Origin of the sequence: Neobacillus sp. OS1-32 (assembly GCF_030915425.1) — a bacterium.
GTDB lineage: Bacteria > Bacillota > Bacilli > Bacillales > Cytobacillaceae > Neobacillus > Neobacillus paridis.
Genome location: NZ_CP133263.1, coordinates 459675 through 475195 on the forward strand (window position 1 = coordinate 459675; position 15521 = coordinate 475195).

At 43.3% G+C, this 15521-nt stretch carries 11 protein-coding genes and 1 pseudogene; 6 read left to right on the forward strand and 6 right to left on the reverse strand.

The features are described 5' to 3' along the window. The first annotated feature begins 5 nt into the window (after positions 1-5). The 3 genes and pseudogenes from RCG24_RS02380 (at position 6) to RCG24_RS02390 (ending at position 4222) form a co-directional block, all read left to right on the forward strand. Positions 6-1554, forward strand: a pseudogene (locus RCG24_RS02380) (acyl-CoA carboxylase subunit beta). Positions 1555-1635: 81 nt separating this feature from the next. Further along, positions 1636-2757, forward strand: coding sequence for a M20/M25/M40 family metallo-hydrolase (locus RCG24_RS02385; RefSeq protein ID WP_202655305.1), 1122 nt, complete (start codon positions 1636-1638; stop codon positions 2755-2757). A gap of 196 nt (positions 2758-2953) precedes the next feature. Next, positions 2954-4222 (forward strand): DNA polymerase IV, encoded by a 1269-nt coding sequence (locus tag RCG24_RS02390; protein WP_202655306.1) that lies wholly within the window; start codon positions 2954-2956, stop codon positions 4220-4222. 39 nt (positions 4223-4261) lie between these two features. Here the strand turns inward: RCG24_RS02390 and zwf are convergent, their stop codons facing one another. Beyond that, complete coding sequence (gene zwf, locus RCG24_RS02395) at positions 4262-5731, reverse strand: glucose-6-phosphate dehydrogenase (RefSeq protein ID WP_308079091.1); 1470 nt, start codon at positions 5729-5731, stop codon at positions 4262-4264. 213 nt (positions 5732-5944) lie between these two features. Here zwf and rnz point away from each other — a divergent pair, with 213 nt between their 5' ends. Further along, complete coding sequence (gene rnz, locus RCG24_RS02400; protein ID WP_308079092.1) at positions 5945-6868, forward strand: ribonuclease Z; 924 nt, start codon at positions 5945-5947, stop codon at positions 6866-6868. Between the two features lie 348 nt (positions 6869-7216). Here the strand turns inward: rnz and namA are convergent, their stop codons facing one another. The 3 genes from namA to proC form a co-directional block, all read right to left on the reverse strand. Then, positions 7217-8236, reverse strand: coding sequence for an NADPH dehydrogenase NamA (namA, locus tag RCG24_RS02405; RefSeq protein ID WP_308078232.1), 1020 nt, complete (start codon positions 8234-8236; stop codon positions 7217-7219). A 66-nt stretch (positions 8237-8302) separates the two neighbouring features. Next, a complete protein-coding gene (locus tag RCG24_RS02410) occupies positions 8303-9457 on the reverse strand; it encodes a glycosyltransferase family 2 protein (RefSeq protein ID WP_308078233.1) in 1155 nt (384 codons plus the stop codon). A gap of 73 nt (positions 9458-9530) precedes the next feature. Next, positions 9531-10364, reverse strand: a complete 834-nt coding sequence (proC, locus tag RCG24_RS02415; RefSeq protein WP_202655309.1) for a pyrroline-5-carboxylate reductase — start codon at positions 10362-10364, stop codon at positions 9531-9533. 464 nt (positions 10365-10828) lie between these two features. Between proC and RCG24_RS02420 the strand changes: the two genes are divergently transcribed. Both RCG24_RS02420 and RCG24_RS02425 read left to right on the forward strand, forming a co-directional pair. Beyond that, a complete protein-coding gene (locus tag RCG24_RS02420) occupies positions 10829-11788 on the forward strand; it encodes an MBL fold metallo-hydrolase (protein ID WP_308078234.1) in 960 nt (319 codons plus the stop codon). A gap of 18 nt (positions 11789-11806) precedes the next feature. Beyond that, positions 11807-12604 carry an SDR family NAD(P)-dependent oxidoreductase gene (locus tag RCG24_RS02425; RefSeq protein ID WP_308078235.1) on the forward strand — a complete coding sequence of 266 codons (798 nt, stop codon included), beginning with the start codon at positions 11807-11809 and terminating at the stop codon, positions 12602-12604. A gap of 104 nt (positions 12605-12708) precedes the next feature. On the opposite strand, the gene RCG24_RS02430 is transcribed toward RCG24_RS02425, so the two are convergent. Together RCG24_RS02430 and arcD are read right to left on the reverse strand one after the other, a co-directional pair. Beyond that, positions 12709-13830 (reverse strand): aminotransferase, encoded by a 1122-nt coding sequence (locus tag RCG24_RS02430; RefSeq protein WP_202655312.1) that lies wholly within the window; start codon positions 13828-13830, stop codon positions 12709-12711. Between the two features lie 31 nt (positions 13831-13861). Next, positions 13862-15334: an arginine-ornithine antiporter gene (gene arcD / locus RCG24_RS02435; RefSeq protein ID WP_308078236.1), complete on the reverse strand. Its 1473-nt coding sequence runs from the start codon at positions 15332-15334 to the stop codon at positions 13862-13864. Between the last annotated feature and the right edge of the window lie 187 nt (positions 15335-15521).

Below are 15521 nucleotides of genomic sequence, written 5' to 3' on the forward strand. Positions count from 1 at the left end.
TTGGGATGGATATCTATGAAAGAATCAATGAGTTATATGACAGGCGCAGAGAGGTAGAACTGGGCGGTGGCGATGAACGAATCGATAAACAGCATGAAAAGGGAAAATTAACCGCTCGCGAGCGAATTGACTTGTTAGTTGACAAAGGAACGTTTGTGGAACTGAATCCTTTTATTGAGCATCGCACCAATGATTTTGGCATGGATGGGCAAAAAGGACCTGGTGACGGGGTTGTAACCGGGTACGGAAAAGTCAATGGCCGGCCGATTTATTTGTTTTCACAGGATTTTACTGTGTTTGGCGGTGCTCTGGGAGAAATGCATGCGAAGAAGATTGCTACGGTTATGGATTTAGCGGCAAAAAACGGGACACCGTTTGTCGGACTGAATGACTCAGGGGGCGCGCGGATTCAGGAAGGTGTTGTTTCCCTCGATGGATATGGACACATCTTTTACCGCAACTCGGTTTATTCCGGTGTCATCCCGCAAATCTCCGTGATTATGGGACCATGTGCTGGCGGGGCAGTTTACTCACCGGCCATTACTGACTTTGTCTTCATGGTGGAGAAAACTAGCCAGATGTTTATTACCGGACCAAAGGTAATTGAAACCGTTACCGGAGAAAAAATTTCTGCCGAAGACCTTGGCGGTGCAAATGTTCACAATACCATTAGTGGGAACGCCCATTTTCGTGCGAAGACGGAAGAAGAAGTTCTCCATCAGGTTCGCAAACTATTAAGCTATTTACCTCAAAATAATCAAGAGAGACCGCCAGTTGCTGCCGTGGAGGAATCAGAATGATTATCGTCCAGACTTGACTGATGTGATTCCCTTTGATGCGGTGCGGCCATATGATGTCAGGGTGGTAATTGAACAGGTTGTTGATCATGACTCCTTTTTGGAGATTCAAAAAGATTTTGCGAGAAATATAGTTGTTGGATTTGCAAGAATAAAAGGGGAGACGGTCGGCCTTGTTTGCAACCAGCCAAAGGTAATGGCCGGCGGCCTGGATATCGATTCCTCCGATAAAGCGGCCCGGTTTATTAGAACCTGTGATTCCTTTAATATCCCAATTATCACCTTTGAAGATGTCACCGGCTTCTTTCCGGGAGTAAAACAGGAACATGGCGGGATCATTCGTCACGGGGCGAAAATATTATATGCCTATTCGGAAGCAACCGTACCGAAGCTAACGGTTATTTTACGCAAAGCATACGGCGGGGCCTATGTGGCATTAAACAGTAAATCAATTGGCGCTGATCTTGTTTTCGCCTGGCCAAATGCGGAAATCGCCGTCATGGGCCCACAGGGGGCAGCCAATATTATTTTTGCGAAAGAAATTCAGAACAGTGAAAATCCGGAGCAAACAAGACAGCAGAAAATTGAAGAATATCGTGATAAATTTGCCAATCCGTATGTAGCAGCTGCAAGAGGGATGGTTGATGACGTCATCGACCCTCGCGAGACAAGAATCAAAATCATCCAAGCTTTAGAAATGCTTCGTCATAAGAAGGAAACCCGGCCATATAAAAAACATGGAAACATTCCACTATAATTTTATCTATCTCCCTGATTTGAAGCGGGGAATCGGTAAAGGTATACTGATATAGTGAGTACATATTATGGAGGGACAACAATGGTGAATCAAGAACGTTTGTTAAAGGAATTTTTAGAGCTTGTACAAATTGATTCAGAAACAAAATACGAAGCAGAAATTGCCAAAGTTTTAAAACAAAAATTTACCGATTTAGGTCTTGAAGTTTTTGAAGATGATACAACCGCAGTAACAGGACATGGAGCCGGGAATTTAATTTGCACGCTTCCGGCTTCGAAAGAGGGCGTCGACCCGATTTATTTTTCCTGTCATATGGATACCGTTACACCTGCGAAAGGTGTGAAGCCATCGATTAAAGACGGCTTTGTTGTGACAGACGGAACGACCATTTTAGGTGCTGATGATAAAACCGGGATTGCCGTTATGCTGGAAACGATCCGCTTGCTGAAGGAACAAAATCTGCCGCATGGATTAATTCAATTTGTGGTCTCTGTTGGTGAAGAGTCCGGCCTGCAAGGGGCGAAGGCAATCGACCCGTCGCTGTTAAAAGCTAAATACGGCTATGCACTTGATAGTGACGGCTTAGTTGGGAACGTCGTAGTCGCAGCGCCAACACAAGCAAAAGTGACAGCGACCATTTACGGAAAAACGGCGCATGCCGGGGTTGCTCCTGAAAAAGGGGTTTCTGCAATCACGATCGCTGCCAAAGCGATAGCAAAAATGCCGCTGGGAAGAATTGATCAGGAAACAACGGCGAATATCGGTCGTTTTGCAGGCGGACAGGCAACCAATATCGTTTGTGACCGCGTCGATATTTTAGCGGAGGCTCGTTCGCTTGTTCCGGAAAAAATGGAAGCCCAGGTAAGGAAAATGAAAGAAGCATTTGAATCGGCTGCTGCGGAAATGGGTGGAAAAGCAGAAGTGAATGTGGAAATCATGTATCCTGGCTTCAAATTTGGCGATGGTGACCAAGTCGTTGAAATCGCCAAGAAAGCAGCGGCAAAAATTGGGCGCAGTTGTGAATTGCAGCAGAGCGGCGGCGGCAGCGATGCCAATGTTTTTAATGGCTTCAATATTCCAACTGTTAACCTGGCTGTTGGTTATCAAGAAATTCATACGACCAATGAGCGGATGCCGCTTGAGGAATTATACAAGCTGGCAGAAATGACGTTGGCAATCATCGATGTCGTGACAAATCAATAATTTGCTGGAGAGCCCGTACACTTAGGGCTCTCTTTTTTGGATTAATAGGGAAGAAAAATTTTTGCTAATTTTATCCTTCCTATGTCGCATCCATTCAACTACGTCTCATGAACCGCCCTAACGGACTCGTCAATCGGCGAGTTTTCATTTAATATTAATATAATGGAAAGAGATTATTTTGTAAGGAAGTGTCGGCATGAAAGAGATGTATCCGAAAAACGGACGAGTCATTTTACATGTTGATATGAATAGTTTCTATGCCTCGGTGGAGATGGCCTATGACCCAACCCTAAAGGGGAAACCGCTGGCGATTGCCGGCAATCCTGAAGAACGGAGAGGTATCATTGTAACCTGCAGCTATGAGGCTAGGAAATTTGGAGTGAAAACAACAATGCCGCTGTGGGAAGCGAAAAAGCTCTGTCCGCAGTTGATTGTTAGAAAACCAAATTTTGAGCGTTACCGGAAGGCTTCAATGGCGATGTTTGGAATTTTACGGAATTATACCCCGCTTGTTGAACCTGTTTCCATTGACGAAGGATATATGGATATTACCGAAAGCTTTGAGCTTGGAACGCCGCTTGAAATTGCCGAAAGCATTCAAAAGCGGATTCTTGAACAGCTTGATTTACCTTGCAGCATTGGAATTGCTCCAAATAAATTTTTGGCCAAGACGGCCTCGGATATGAAAAAACCGCTCGGAATTACCATTCTTCGTAAACGTGACATTCCTACTGTACTCTGGCCGCTTGCGACGAACCAAATGCATGGGGTTGGTAAAAAAACGGCGGAGAAGCTTGCCACGATTGGAATTCATACAATTAGAGATTTAGCCAGTGCGAATGATCTCCAGCTTAAATCTCTTCTTGGCATCAATGGACTTCGTTTAAAAGAGCGGGCAAATGGAAAGGACCAACGGCCTGTTGACCCGGAAGCTATTGAGGAATTTAAAAGTATTGGCAACTCTACGACTCTTCCCAAGGATGTTAGCAATCAACAAGAACTTTTCCATGTACTGGAATCACTGTCTGAAACGGTTTCGGTCAGACTCAAGCGAAAAAATGTCTTCGCAACTACTTTGGCCATAACCATTCGCTATAAGGACCGAAAAACAATAACCAGAAGTAAAAAACTTGCCAATCCAATTCAACTTCCAGAAGATGTGGCATCCATCGCCAAAGAGCTTCTAATCAAGAATTGGAATGGAGACCCGGTTCGGTTGTTAGGGATCACTGGGTCCGATTTGATTGAGCAAGATCATGCTTATAAACAGTTGGATTTATTTTCCTACGAGAAAGATGCCAAGCAAGAGCCGTTACTGCATGCCCTTTCAAGTTTAAGGGAGAAATATGGAAAAAATATTATTGAATCGGCTGGTTCCCATAAAGTCGATCCAAATCATACAATTGGTACCGCAACCAGCTTTAATAAAGATTTCCTGCGCCGTCGTGAACCCGAAAAAGAATAAAAGCTCTACTTGCTGGCAAATCAGCATGTAGAGCTTTTTTTATCTACAATTATCAACATCTAAATTATTTATAGGCCACCAGAAAAAGCCGTCCTTTTCCAGCAGTTCATCGGCCGCTTTTGGTCCCATTGTGCCTGCAGCATAGTTTGGAAAGTCTCCCTTCGTTTGGTCCCAAACCTTCGAGATTTCATCCACAAAGGCCCAGGAATAGGCCACTTCATCCCAGTGGGTAAAATTCGTGGCATCGCCGCGCATGCAGTCGAATAGCAGTTTTTCATAACCCTCCGGGGTGTTCATCGCATATGTGCCTGTATTTGAAAAGCTTAATTTCACTTCCTGGGCATCAAGGTGACTGCCAGCCTTCTTGGCATTCAAATGCAACGTAATACCTTCCTCCGGTTGAATATGAATCACCAGCAAGTTTGGGCTTAGCTCTTTTTCCGGCCGATAATATAAATTCATCGGAATATCTTTAAATTGAATGACAATTTTTGTCGATTTCGTTTCCATTCTTTTTCCTGTTCGGATGTAAAATGGTACGCCAGCCCAGCGAAAATTGTCAATCATCACTTTTCCGGCAACAAATGTTTCGGTATTGGATTCATTGTTAACCATTGGTTCATCACGATATTTAGGAACCTTTTTTTGATCAATTTCTCCTTCCCCGTACTGTCCGCGGACGAAATAATCATTGACTGCTTCACCTTTGATGGTGCGAAGTGAGCGAAAGACCCTTACTTTTTCCAAACGGATCTCTTTTGTCGTCAGGCTGATTGGCGGCTCCATTGCCAACAGTGCGACGATTTGCATCATATGGTTTTGCAGCATATCACGCAATGCCCCACTCGATTCGTAATAGCGCCCCCGTTCTTCAACCCCAAGGGTCTCACTCGAAGTAATCTGAATGTTGGAGATATAGCGGTTATTCCAAAGCGGCTCAAAAATCGCATTGGCAAAACGGATTACCTCAATATTGCGAACCATTTCTTTTCCTAAATAATGGTCAATCCGATAAATCTCCTCTTCGGAGAAGGCTGTTCTAATTTGTTCGTTTAATTCCTTAGCCGATTCCAAGTCATGCCCGAATGGTTTTTCAATGACCAGGCGTTTGTACCCCTTAACGTTTGTTAACCCGTCTGCTTTTAAATGCAGGGCAATCGACCCGAAAAACTCCGGTGCCATTGCGAGGTAAAAGATGCGATTGCCTTCAAGATGATTGTGGGTATCGATCTCATCGGCAAGCTTTTTTAAAGCAATATAGGAGTTGGAATCTGTTACATCATGTGACTGATAGTAAAAATGGGAAGCGAATTGATCTAGGTTCTGCTTTGCTCCTAATGCCGATGTGACTGAGTCCTTTACTGATTGTTGAAACTGATCATTCGAAAGAGGCCTTCTGGCAACACCAATTACGGCAAATCGGTTCGCTATTCGGCCTCGTTCAAATAGACGGTATAGAGATGGAAAAAGCTTGCGCTTAGCTAGATCACCCGTTGCTCCAAAAATCATTATCAAGGTCGTCATGTTTTGTTCCAAAATGTTGTTACCTCTTTTCATGCAGCAAAACTTGCCTATGTATTTTATGAAACAAAATAATACTATCGGTTTATTTTAGATTTCTCAAATATATTGCTTTGCATGTATCCATTTAAAAGATTTAGGCAATTGATTTCGTTTATGCTATATTATCCATATTGAGTGATTGGAACGGAGGCTTTCATGATGGATATTTTTTTCTTGGGAACCGGTGCCGGGATGCCTGCAAAACTGCGTAATGTTACTTCAATAGCATTAAAGCTGCTGGAGGAACGGGGGGCGGTATGGCTGTTTGATGCTGGTGAGGCTACTCAGCATCAAATATTACATACAACAATAAAACCGCGGCGAATTGAAAAAATTTTTATTACGCATCTCCATGGTGACCATATATATGGTTTGCCAGGGCTTTTAGCAAGCCGCTCTTTTCAAGGCGGAGAATCAGAGGTTACTGTTTATGGTCCCAAAGGCATTAAAGAATTCTTGCAGGTAAGTTTGTCTATCAGCCAGACCTATTTGAAATATCCGTTAAAGATAATTGAAATAGAGGAAGGACTTGTGTTTGAAGATGAGCAATTTTCAGTGGAAGTCCGCCTGCTTGACCATGGAATCCCGTCCTTTGGTTACCGGATTGCCGAAAAGGACCGGCCGGGTACATTGCTGGTTGATAAGTTGATAGCAGCCGGTGTACGGCCGGGGCCCGTTTTTAAAAAAATTAAGAATGGCGAAGCCGTAACGTTAGAGGATGGCCGGGTACTTAATGCAGGGGAATTTGTCGGTCCTCCGCAGAAAGGGAGAGTGGTGACAATTCTCGGAGATACCAGGTATTGTGAGAACGCGATTCTGCTGGCGAAAGAGGCCGACCTGTTAATCCATGAAGCAACCTTCTCGAAGGGGGAGGAGAAGCTTGCTTTTGATTATTTTCATTCCACTACCTACCAGGCGGCTGAAGTGGCCAAACAAGCGGGATGCAAACAGTTATGCCTAACTCACATCAGCTCTCGTTACGATAAAGCTGCTTGGTTGAAATTAGTGGTGGAAGCTCGTGAAATCTTTTCTAATACCGAAATTGCCGAGGATTTTAAGGAGATTACGATTCCTTACAAATAGCCTGATTTTTTAGACAAAATTGCTTAAAGTTCGCTGCAAATGTCGTAAAGAAGTAGGATGTGGGACAAACCGAGGTGAAAATCTGGCTGAAATGTCTTTCATCAAGGGGATGAAGGACAAACCAAGGTGAAAAACCGATCGAAATGTCTTTCATCAAGGGGATGAAGGACAAACCGAGACGAAAAACTGGTCGAAATGTCCTTCATCGAGGGGATGAAGGACAAACCGAGACGAAAAACTGGTCGAAATGTCCTTCATCATAGGTGAACGTGATGAAAAATTGTGAGAAATGCAGCCGTATCAAAACGAAAAAATAGTCCCGGATTTCTCCAGGATCATTTTGCTATATTACAACCACCCGCGCTCGTACTGCTTAGGTGCTTCAATTTCGACTCCAAGTTCTTTTGCGGCTGTCCGCGGCCAGTACGGGTCGCGCAGCAATTCCCGTCCTAAAAAGACCAGGTCAGCACGATCATTTTGTAATATTTCTTCCGCCTGAATTGGGGAGGTAATTAATCCTACTGCACCGGTTGCAATTCCGGCCTCGTTCCTGATGATTTCTGAATAAGGCACTTGATAGCTGGGAAAGGCATGGATGTGTGCCGGAACAACAGCACCGGAGCTGACATCAATTAAATCAACACCTTGTTCCTTCATCCACTTAGAAAATATTATGTAGTCTGCCGGCGTTAATCCATTCTCATGATAATCATTCGCGGAAACACGAACAAATAGCGGACCATCCCAAACGGTTTTCACTGCATCAATCACTTCACGAAGGATCCGGTAGCGGTTTTCCGCTGTCCCGCCATATTCATCGTTCCTCTTGTTCGAAAGCGGGGATAGGAACTGGTTGATTAAATACCCGTGGGCGCCGTGAATTTCAATCACATCAAAGCCCGCTTTCTTAGCGCGCTCGGCCCCTTTTTTAAAGGCTTCAACGGTTTCTGCAATCTCTGTTTTTGTCATCTCTTTAGGTTTTTTTGATTGTTCGTTAAAGGCAATCGCTGATGGCGCGACGATCTCCCCTTCCAGCACGGCTTTTCTACCGGCATGGGCGAGCTGAATTCCAATCCTGGCACCATGCTCTTTCACAAGGCCGACAAGCTCCTGGAACCCGTCAATATGCTCATCGCCCCAGATGCCTAAATCCTGTGGTGAAATTCGTCCTTGCGGTGTCACGGCTGTTGCTTCCACAATGATTAAGCCCACTTGTCCGACCGCTCTGGACGTATAGTGGGTACGATGCCAATTTTGTATATGTCCATCCTCATTATGGCTGGAATACATGCACATCGGTGACATTACGATACGATTTTTTAAGGTAACATCCTTAATCGTATAAGGAGAAAATAATTTTGTGGTCATTTCGATACCTCCTTGATAGATTGAACCACTTTTAGTATAGCAAATGACCTCAAAATAATGTGCAATTTAGCTTTTGTCTTGTTCCCTCAGTTCACTTAAACGGTAGGTTGTTCCGCGCCAAACTATTCCACCGCGTTTAAAGGTGAGAAAGCTCGCCCGGACAATTGAATAGATAAACAATAAAGCAGTAATTGGCAAGACGAGAAACAGGAGAGGGGAGAAGCTCGTCATTCTTTTTATGATGAAAAAGTAATGAATCCCGCTTAAGATAATATTTCCTAAGCTCAAAAGGGCGATAGCTTTATTGCTGGAAAAAACCATGATAAATGGAAGCACATTGGTGGCAAAAACGCCGAATATTGCAAAAAACACCATGCCAATGCGATAATTTAACCCCGCAAACGTATTTTTCTCAAGTCCGACAAATGCTTCTTTAAGACTGCCGTACCACTCCACTTCAATTAATCGCTGTGCGGTAACAATTCGCTGCCGGAAACCCGCCTTTTTCAACTTCATTCCCAGCTGCAGGTCATCATCGGGGCGCATTTTGATTTTTTCATGAGTGCCCAATGCCTTGTAGGCCGATTTCCTCACAAGATTAAAGGCCCCGATTCCAGTGCCATTTTTTGATTTAGGGTTATTAGCCATCCATGGCCGTTTATAAAAAGAAAATCCAAACAGGAAGTAGGCAACAAATGTCTTCAGCCAAAACTTTTTGGCATTTAGGTTTGGTGCGGCCGTTAAATGGTCGAGTTGGTGCCTTTCAAAGTAATGCAGTGCTTTGGCAAAAGCCTTCGGCTGGTAATTGACATCGGCATCGGTAAATAGCAGCCACTTTCCGGAAGCATTTAAAGCTCCTGTATATAAGGCATGGTTTTTGCCGAGCCAGCCTTCCGGTAAGCTTTTAATATGAATCACCGTAATGCGTGAATCTATTAATGCCAATTCATCCATGATTGCCCCAGTACGGTCGGTAGAGCGGTCATTGATGAGGAGCCATTCTACATTTTTATAGGTTTGCTTTAGCTGGGTTAAAATACTTGGTTTAATATGTTTTTCTTCATGTCGCGCTGCAACAATGACAGATAATAGCTCTCCGGTTTCCAGTTCTTGCTGCGTCTCTAACTCATCCAAATTTTTAAGTCCTATTAAGGCGTCTGCCAAAAAGGCAAGCCATACAATCATGCCGATAGTGAATAAAACGATAAGTATGATTTCCATCTTTCCAATTCCTTTTTCGCAGTATTACTTTCAGTATATGAAAGATAGAGGTGAAGTAGCAGGCATGCATCAACTAATAAACTTTCAGTTCTGAGGATAAAGCATCCCCCATTTTTTTAGACTGTGTGGCGGCTGCTTTAATACAGGAAATAAACGCTTGCCGAACCCCATTTTCTTCAAGAATCCGCACTCCAGCCTCTGTTGTGCCGCCTGGACTGGTTACTTCCCGCCGCAACTCCTCAGGCGGTTTGGCCGAACTTCTAACCATTTCTGCTGCCCCAATAAGTGTTTGAACAATCAGTTGTTTTGCTATTTGTTTTTCGAGTCCAATTTCCACAGCACTGTTTTCCATCGCCTCAATCAAATAGTATATATAGGCTGGGCCGCTTCCGGACAATCCGGTTACAGCATCTAGCTGCTCTTCCTCAACAAATGTTGCCAAGCCAACTGTTTCGAACAGCTTCCGTGTGGTTTCTAACTGACTCTTTGACACACGTTCATTCACGGCAATCGCCGTTGCAGATTTTCCCACAGCTGCAGATGTATTAGGCATCGCTCTAACAACCGCCAGTTGCTTACCCGCGATCCTTTCAATGGTTTGCAGCGAAACTCCCGCAAGTACTGAGACAATTAGCATTTGTTCCGATAAATGGCCACGTATTTTGGCAATTGCCTGGGCCGCGTCCTTGGGCTTCATGGCCAGAATGACAATGTCAGTCCCGTCAAAAAGCGTTTGTAAATCATATGTCCCATTGATGCCGTAGCGTTTCTCCAAATATTGTAATCTCTCCTGATTGGACTGGTTTGTTACCCAAACATTCTTTTGCTTCACAAAGCCATTTTCAAGTATTCCCGAAATAATCGCTTCAGCCATTGAACCGCCGCCGACGATAGTCATTTTTTTCATCGAACATATCCCCTTTCCGTTTTAAAAATATAAAAAGACCTTTCATCCGTAAAGGACGAAAGGTCTTAGCTTCCGCGGTACCACCTTCATTTACCTCAAGCAACAGCTGCTGCATGAGGTTCTCTCAACTTCCGTTAACGCCGGAATACGTTAGGTTTGCCTAACTGCTCATAAGGTAGGTTCAATGATCAAGAGGGCGGTGAAGCCTTTCAGCCTGGTTGAGCCTCACTCTCTTTCGCCGTTTCTCATTTACTGGCCTTACTCATCGCAAGAAAACGAATCAAAGTTTTAATAGTGATTATGCTGGATAGACAGTCCATCTGTCAAGAGGTAAATTTCATAATTTTCGATTTTTTAGAAAATAATCGTATAAAAATAATGACAACTTTAGAAAAAATCGTTACACTTTAAACATATATTTACAGTATCGAACTATTTAACAATAATATTGAGGGGTTTTTACTTTGATAAAATGGAATGATGGGATTGCCAAAATTACGCTGCCGACTCCTTTTCCAGTCGGAGATGTAAATGTTTATTTGATTAAGGGAGAACGGTTAACACTTGTCGACGCCGGACCGAAAACGAAAGAGTCTTGGAATCTGCTGCAAAACCAATTAGCTGAATTCAATATTCAAATGAAAGACATCGAACAGATCATCCTTACCCATGATCATCCTGACCACGCCGGGATGCTTGAGTTTTTCCCTGATTCGGTGGAGGTTTGGGGTCATCCGTTAAATGAGCGCTGGATCAATCCAAAAGAAGCCTTTATCCGCGAACTTGAAGATTTTACAAAAAACCTGTTTGAAAAATCTGGTTTGCCGGCGGCCTATTTGCCGTATGCTGCTAACGTAAAGAAGATGTTTAAGGCTTCCTGTTGTCGCTCTTTGACCGGCCATCTTTATGAAGGTATGACACCGCCGGGACTTTCAGACTGGAAGGTGATTGAAACACCGGGGCATGCCCAAAGCCAGATCGCGCTTTTCCGGGAAAAGGATGGAGTACTGATTGGCGGCGATGTTGTTTTAGCTCATGTTTCCCCGAACCCGTTGCTGGAGCCGCCATTACCCGGTGAGAAGGAAAGGCCAAAGTCGCTGCTGCAGCATAATCAATCGATGATCAAGCTATTATCCTACCCTGTTCAAATGGTTTATACCGGACATGGGGCAGAGATTTTTGAATTAAAGCAATTGGTTGAAAAACGGCTGAACCGCCAGCATGAGCGGGCAATGACCGTTAACAGCTGGCTGAAAGAAGAGCAGCTGACGGTTTTTGAAATTTGTCAGCGGTTATTTCCGTTTGTGTATCAGCGCGAATTGTTCTTGACGATCTCGGAAACGATTGCCCAGCTTGACTATTTGACTTCCATCGGAGAAATTATTAGTGAGGGAAATCAGCCAATATTATTTCATGCTAAGTAACTCAACCGAGGTGGTCATATGATTAGGGAACGATTAACAGGGAAGAATATTGTCATCACTGGGGCATCAGGCGGGATAGGTGCGGAGATTGCCAAGCTGTGCGCAGCAAGCGGAGCCAATCTTGTCTTGCTTGCCCGCAGCGCCGACAAGCTTGAACAGCTTAAAATGGATCTTGAAGCAAGGCATCATGTACAAGTAGCTGCCTTTCGGCTTGATGTTGCCGATACAGATCAAGTACAGGAGGTTTTTCGGCAGATTTTTGAGACAATCGGCGATATAGATGTCCTGGTTAATAATGCCGGGTTTGGTATTTTTCGCGCGGCCCATGAGGCATCCATCGCTGAAATAAAACGCATGTTTGAGGTAAATGTTGTCGGGTTAATGGCCTGTACCAGCATGGTACTGCCAAAAATGCGTGAACGACGGTACGGTCAGATTATTAATATTGCGTCCCAGGCTGGAAAAATCGCGACCCCGAAATCGAGTGTCTATTCGGCCACGAAGCATGCGGTGCTTGGTTACTCCAATGCGCTGAGGATGGAACTATCAGACGATAACATCCAGGTAACAACGGTGAATCCGGGTCCGATTGCGACTAACTTTTTTACGATTGCGGATGAACAGGGGACGTATGTAAAAAATGTCCAGCGGTTTATGCTGAAGCCGGAGTATGTTGCCCAGAAAATTGTTGCCAGCATGCTCACAAAAACCCGCGAGATTAACCTGCCGCGCTGGATGAATATGGGCAGCGTAGTTTATGTTTTGTTTCCACGGCTGTTCGAACGGATCGGCAAACGGGTGCTGAATAAAAAGTAACGGCACTGCTCCCGCGTTTAACAAGGGGAGGTTCTTCCTGTCAATTTCAATAGCGCAAAAAAAGGAGTACTGACGGATCAGTACTCCTTGACGCGTTCTGAAGATTATTCATCAAATTTACGCAGGTACGCCGACAATTCCGCTAATCCTTTTTTTAGCGTCTCCGTATGGGCACAGTACCCCAGACGGGCATGCTTTGGAATATCAAAGCGGTTTCCAGGCACTAATAAGACACCTTTTGTTTTTAATAAGTCGATACAAAATTCTTCAACATCAATTGGAATATCCAATTTAATAAACGATGTCGAAACGGCTTTAGGAAATACCAATGAGACACGTGGTTCATTTTCCACCCATTCTTTGACAATTGCCAGGTTTTCAAAAACAATTTCACGATTTCGTTTTAATACTGCTTCTTTGTTTTTTAATGTATGAACCGCAATATAGTCATCAATGACCCCCGCGCAAATCATCGTATAGTCGCGGTATTTTCTGAATAGATCAGCCACTTCCCGATTGCTGGCGGTCCAGCCAACGCGTACACCAGGTACGGAGAAAGTTTTTGATAAGCTATTCGTCGCAATTCCTTTATCATATAAATCGACAATCGATGAAACGTGCACGGTCGGATCCAATGGCTTGTACACTTCATCCACTAAAATATAAGCGCCTACTTCTGAAGCAATCGCAACAATCTCTTTTAACATCGTGTCATCAAGGACCGTTCCCGTCGGATTGTTGGCATTATTTAGGCAAATCATTTTCGTATTAGGACGAATGATTGATTTTAGTTCCGCAATATCCGGCATCCAATCATTTTCTTCATATATTTCCCATAACGTTACCTCAGCCCCTAATGAACGAGGAATATCAAACAATTGTTGGTAACTCGGGTGCATGGCAATCACATGATCACCTGGCTCAACTAAGGAATAGATTGCCAATAGATTGGCACCTGTTGCCCCGTTGGTTTGTAAAATATTTTCCGGAGGCATGTTTTTGTATAATTTGCTTACCTCTTGTTTAAATTCAGGTGACCCCTCAATCCAGCCATAATTCATCTTAAAGTTTAACATTTTTTCATAGAATTCCTTAGGGTCTGTTCCATCAATTCCGATGATTTCCTCCAGTGTAAAGGAAGCAATGGAACTTCCTGCAATGTCGTAAATAGCGTCATTTTCCCATACATTTAACCATTCTTCGACTCCAAAATTAGCAATTTTCATGTTCAAGGCCTCTTCTCTATTCTATTCTCTACTAAATTTGTACCTGACCAGTAGCAATTAAGAATACGGCTGCGATCGCTCCAACGGTAATAACCGCTGCTGCCACCCATTCATTTTTCGATAAGGCTTTAGTTGCTCCGTGTTCTTTACGAGCTTTGATAAAGAAAAAGATTCCTGGGATATATGCCATGAAGCATAGCAAAGTATAAGAAAGGCCGGAAGATAGTATCGCCCAAACCTGAAATACTAGAGCACAAATCCCAATAATTAATTGACCGATTTCGCCTTTTTGACTGCGATTTTGATACGATAATTTCACTTGATATAAGGCTACAAAAAGATAGCAGATTAAAATGGCTGCTGTACAAAGTGAGTAGGCAAAATTATAAGCCTTCTCGGTAAATAGGAAAGTAAATACAAATACTTGAATCAGTGCAGCTGTAACGACTAATGAAAACGTTGGTGCATTGGCTTTATTTGTTTTTCCAAAAACTTTTGGCAATAACTCTCTCTTAGACATTAATAACGTTGTTTCTCCAGGGAGCATGGTCCATGATAACCAGCAGCCAAGCAATGAAATAATTAAACCGAGATTAATCAGGGCAGCCCCCCAAGGGCCAACGACTTTTTCAAAAATAAAGCCGATTGATGGCTGGTCAAGAGCTGCAATATCACTTTGGTTCATCAACCCGTATGGAATAATCGACGCCAGAACATAAATAACTAATAATCCAATTAGACCTAAGACGGTCGCTTTTCCGGCATCAGATTTCTTTTTCGCCCTCGCTGACAGGATGGATGCCCCTTCAATCCCGACGAATACCCACATCATCACCATCATGCAATTTTTTACTTGATTGAAAATACTGCCATTGTCAATATTTGCTGTAACATGCCCCCAAAAGTTGGCGGTGAAAATATCAAATTTAAAGGCAAAGATTCCAATAATAATAAATACAAACAGGGGAATTAATTTGCAAATTGTGATAATGGTATTTAAAATTGTTGCGCTTTCGACACCGCGATTAACAATGTAAGTTAAGCCCCACATAATCATACTTGCGGCAATAATCGAAGGAACATTTTGGCCGCCTTTAAAAATTGGAAAAAAGTAGCCGAAGGCACTCATGATCATGGTTGCAAAGGCAACGTTGCCAAGCCATGCTGAAAGCCAGTAGCCCCAGCCGCTGATAAATCCGCCAAATTTGCCAAAGCCCTCTTCCGCATAACTGAAAATACCTTCTAAATCCGGCCGCTTTTTCATTAAATTATTAAAACAGAGCGATAACATTAAGATTCCAAAACCTACGATCGTCCAGGCGATTAATGCAGGACCAGGTGCGGCACCAGATGCTAAGTCGGACGGTATTCCGAAAATACCACCCCCAATTGAAGAACTGATTACTAGTGCTGTTAATGGAAGGAGACCAATCTTTTTAGTTTGTCCTGTAGCTTGTCCCGCTTCTGCACTTTGGCTTACGGGAGTCTCCGTTGTATTACTCATTTTTTTTCCTCCTTATATATGAAATCCTTGCCATAACTTTATTTTAAGTAAAGGAGGAGGGGCATTTTGTTAAATGCATCATTGTTGGACTGTGAAAATGATTACACTTTTTTGTTGATTACATAAGTAAATATGTATATTTATTGGCTGATTTTGCTGAAAACGGCTAATTTAAAGGGGGATAATG

What these genes read in the sequence shown, in the direction of transcription:
- proC (WP_202655309.1), bottom strand. Translation starts at nt 10,364, where the DNA reads ATGAAAAAAATGACTATCGTCGGCGGCGGTTCAATGGCTGAAGCGATT.
- namA (WP_308078232.1), bottom strand. Translation starts at nt 8,236, where the DNA reads ATGACCACAAAATTATTTTCTCCTTATACGATTAAGGATGTTACCTTA.
- RCG24_RS02410 (WP_308078233.1), bottom strand. Translation starts at nt 9,457, where the DNA reads ATGGAAATCATACTTATCGTTTTATTCACTATCGGCATGATTGTATGG.
- arcD (WP_308078236.1), bottom strand. Translation starts at nt 15,334, where the DNA reads ATGAGTAATACAACGGAGACTCCCGTAAGCCAAAGTGCAGAAGCGGGA.
- RCG24_RS02385 (WP_202655305.1), top strand. Translation starts at nt 1,636, where the DNA reads ATGGTGAATCAAGAACGTTTGTTAAAGGAATTTTTAGAGCTTGTACAA.
- RCG24_RS02425 (WP_308078235.1), top strand. Translation starts at nt 11,807, where the DNA reads ATGATTAGGGAACGATTAACAGGGAAGAATATTGTCATCACTGGGGCA.
- RCG24_RS02390 (WP_202655306.1), top strand. Translation starts at nt 2,954, where the DNA reads ATGAAAGAGATGTATCCGAAAAACGGACGAGTCATTTTACATGTTGAT.
- RCG24_RS02430 (WP_202655312.1), bottom strand. Translation starts at nt 13,830, where the DNA reads ATGAAAATTGCTAATTTTGGAGTCGAAGAATGGTTAAATGTATGGGAA.
- rnz (WP_308079092.1), top strand. Translation starts at nt 5,945, where the DNA reads ATGGATATTTTTTTCTTGGGAACCGGTGCCGGGATGCCTGCAAAACTG.
- zwf (WP_308079091.1), bottom strand. Translation starts at nt 5,731, where the DNA reads ATGATTTTTGGAGCAACGGGTGATCTAGCTAAGCGCAAGCTTTTTCCA.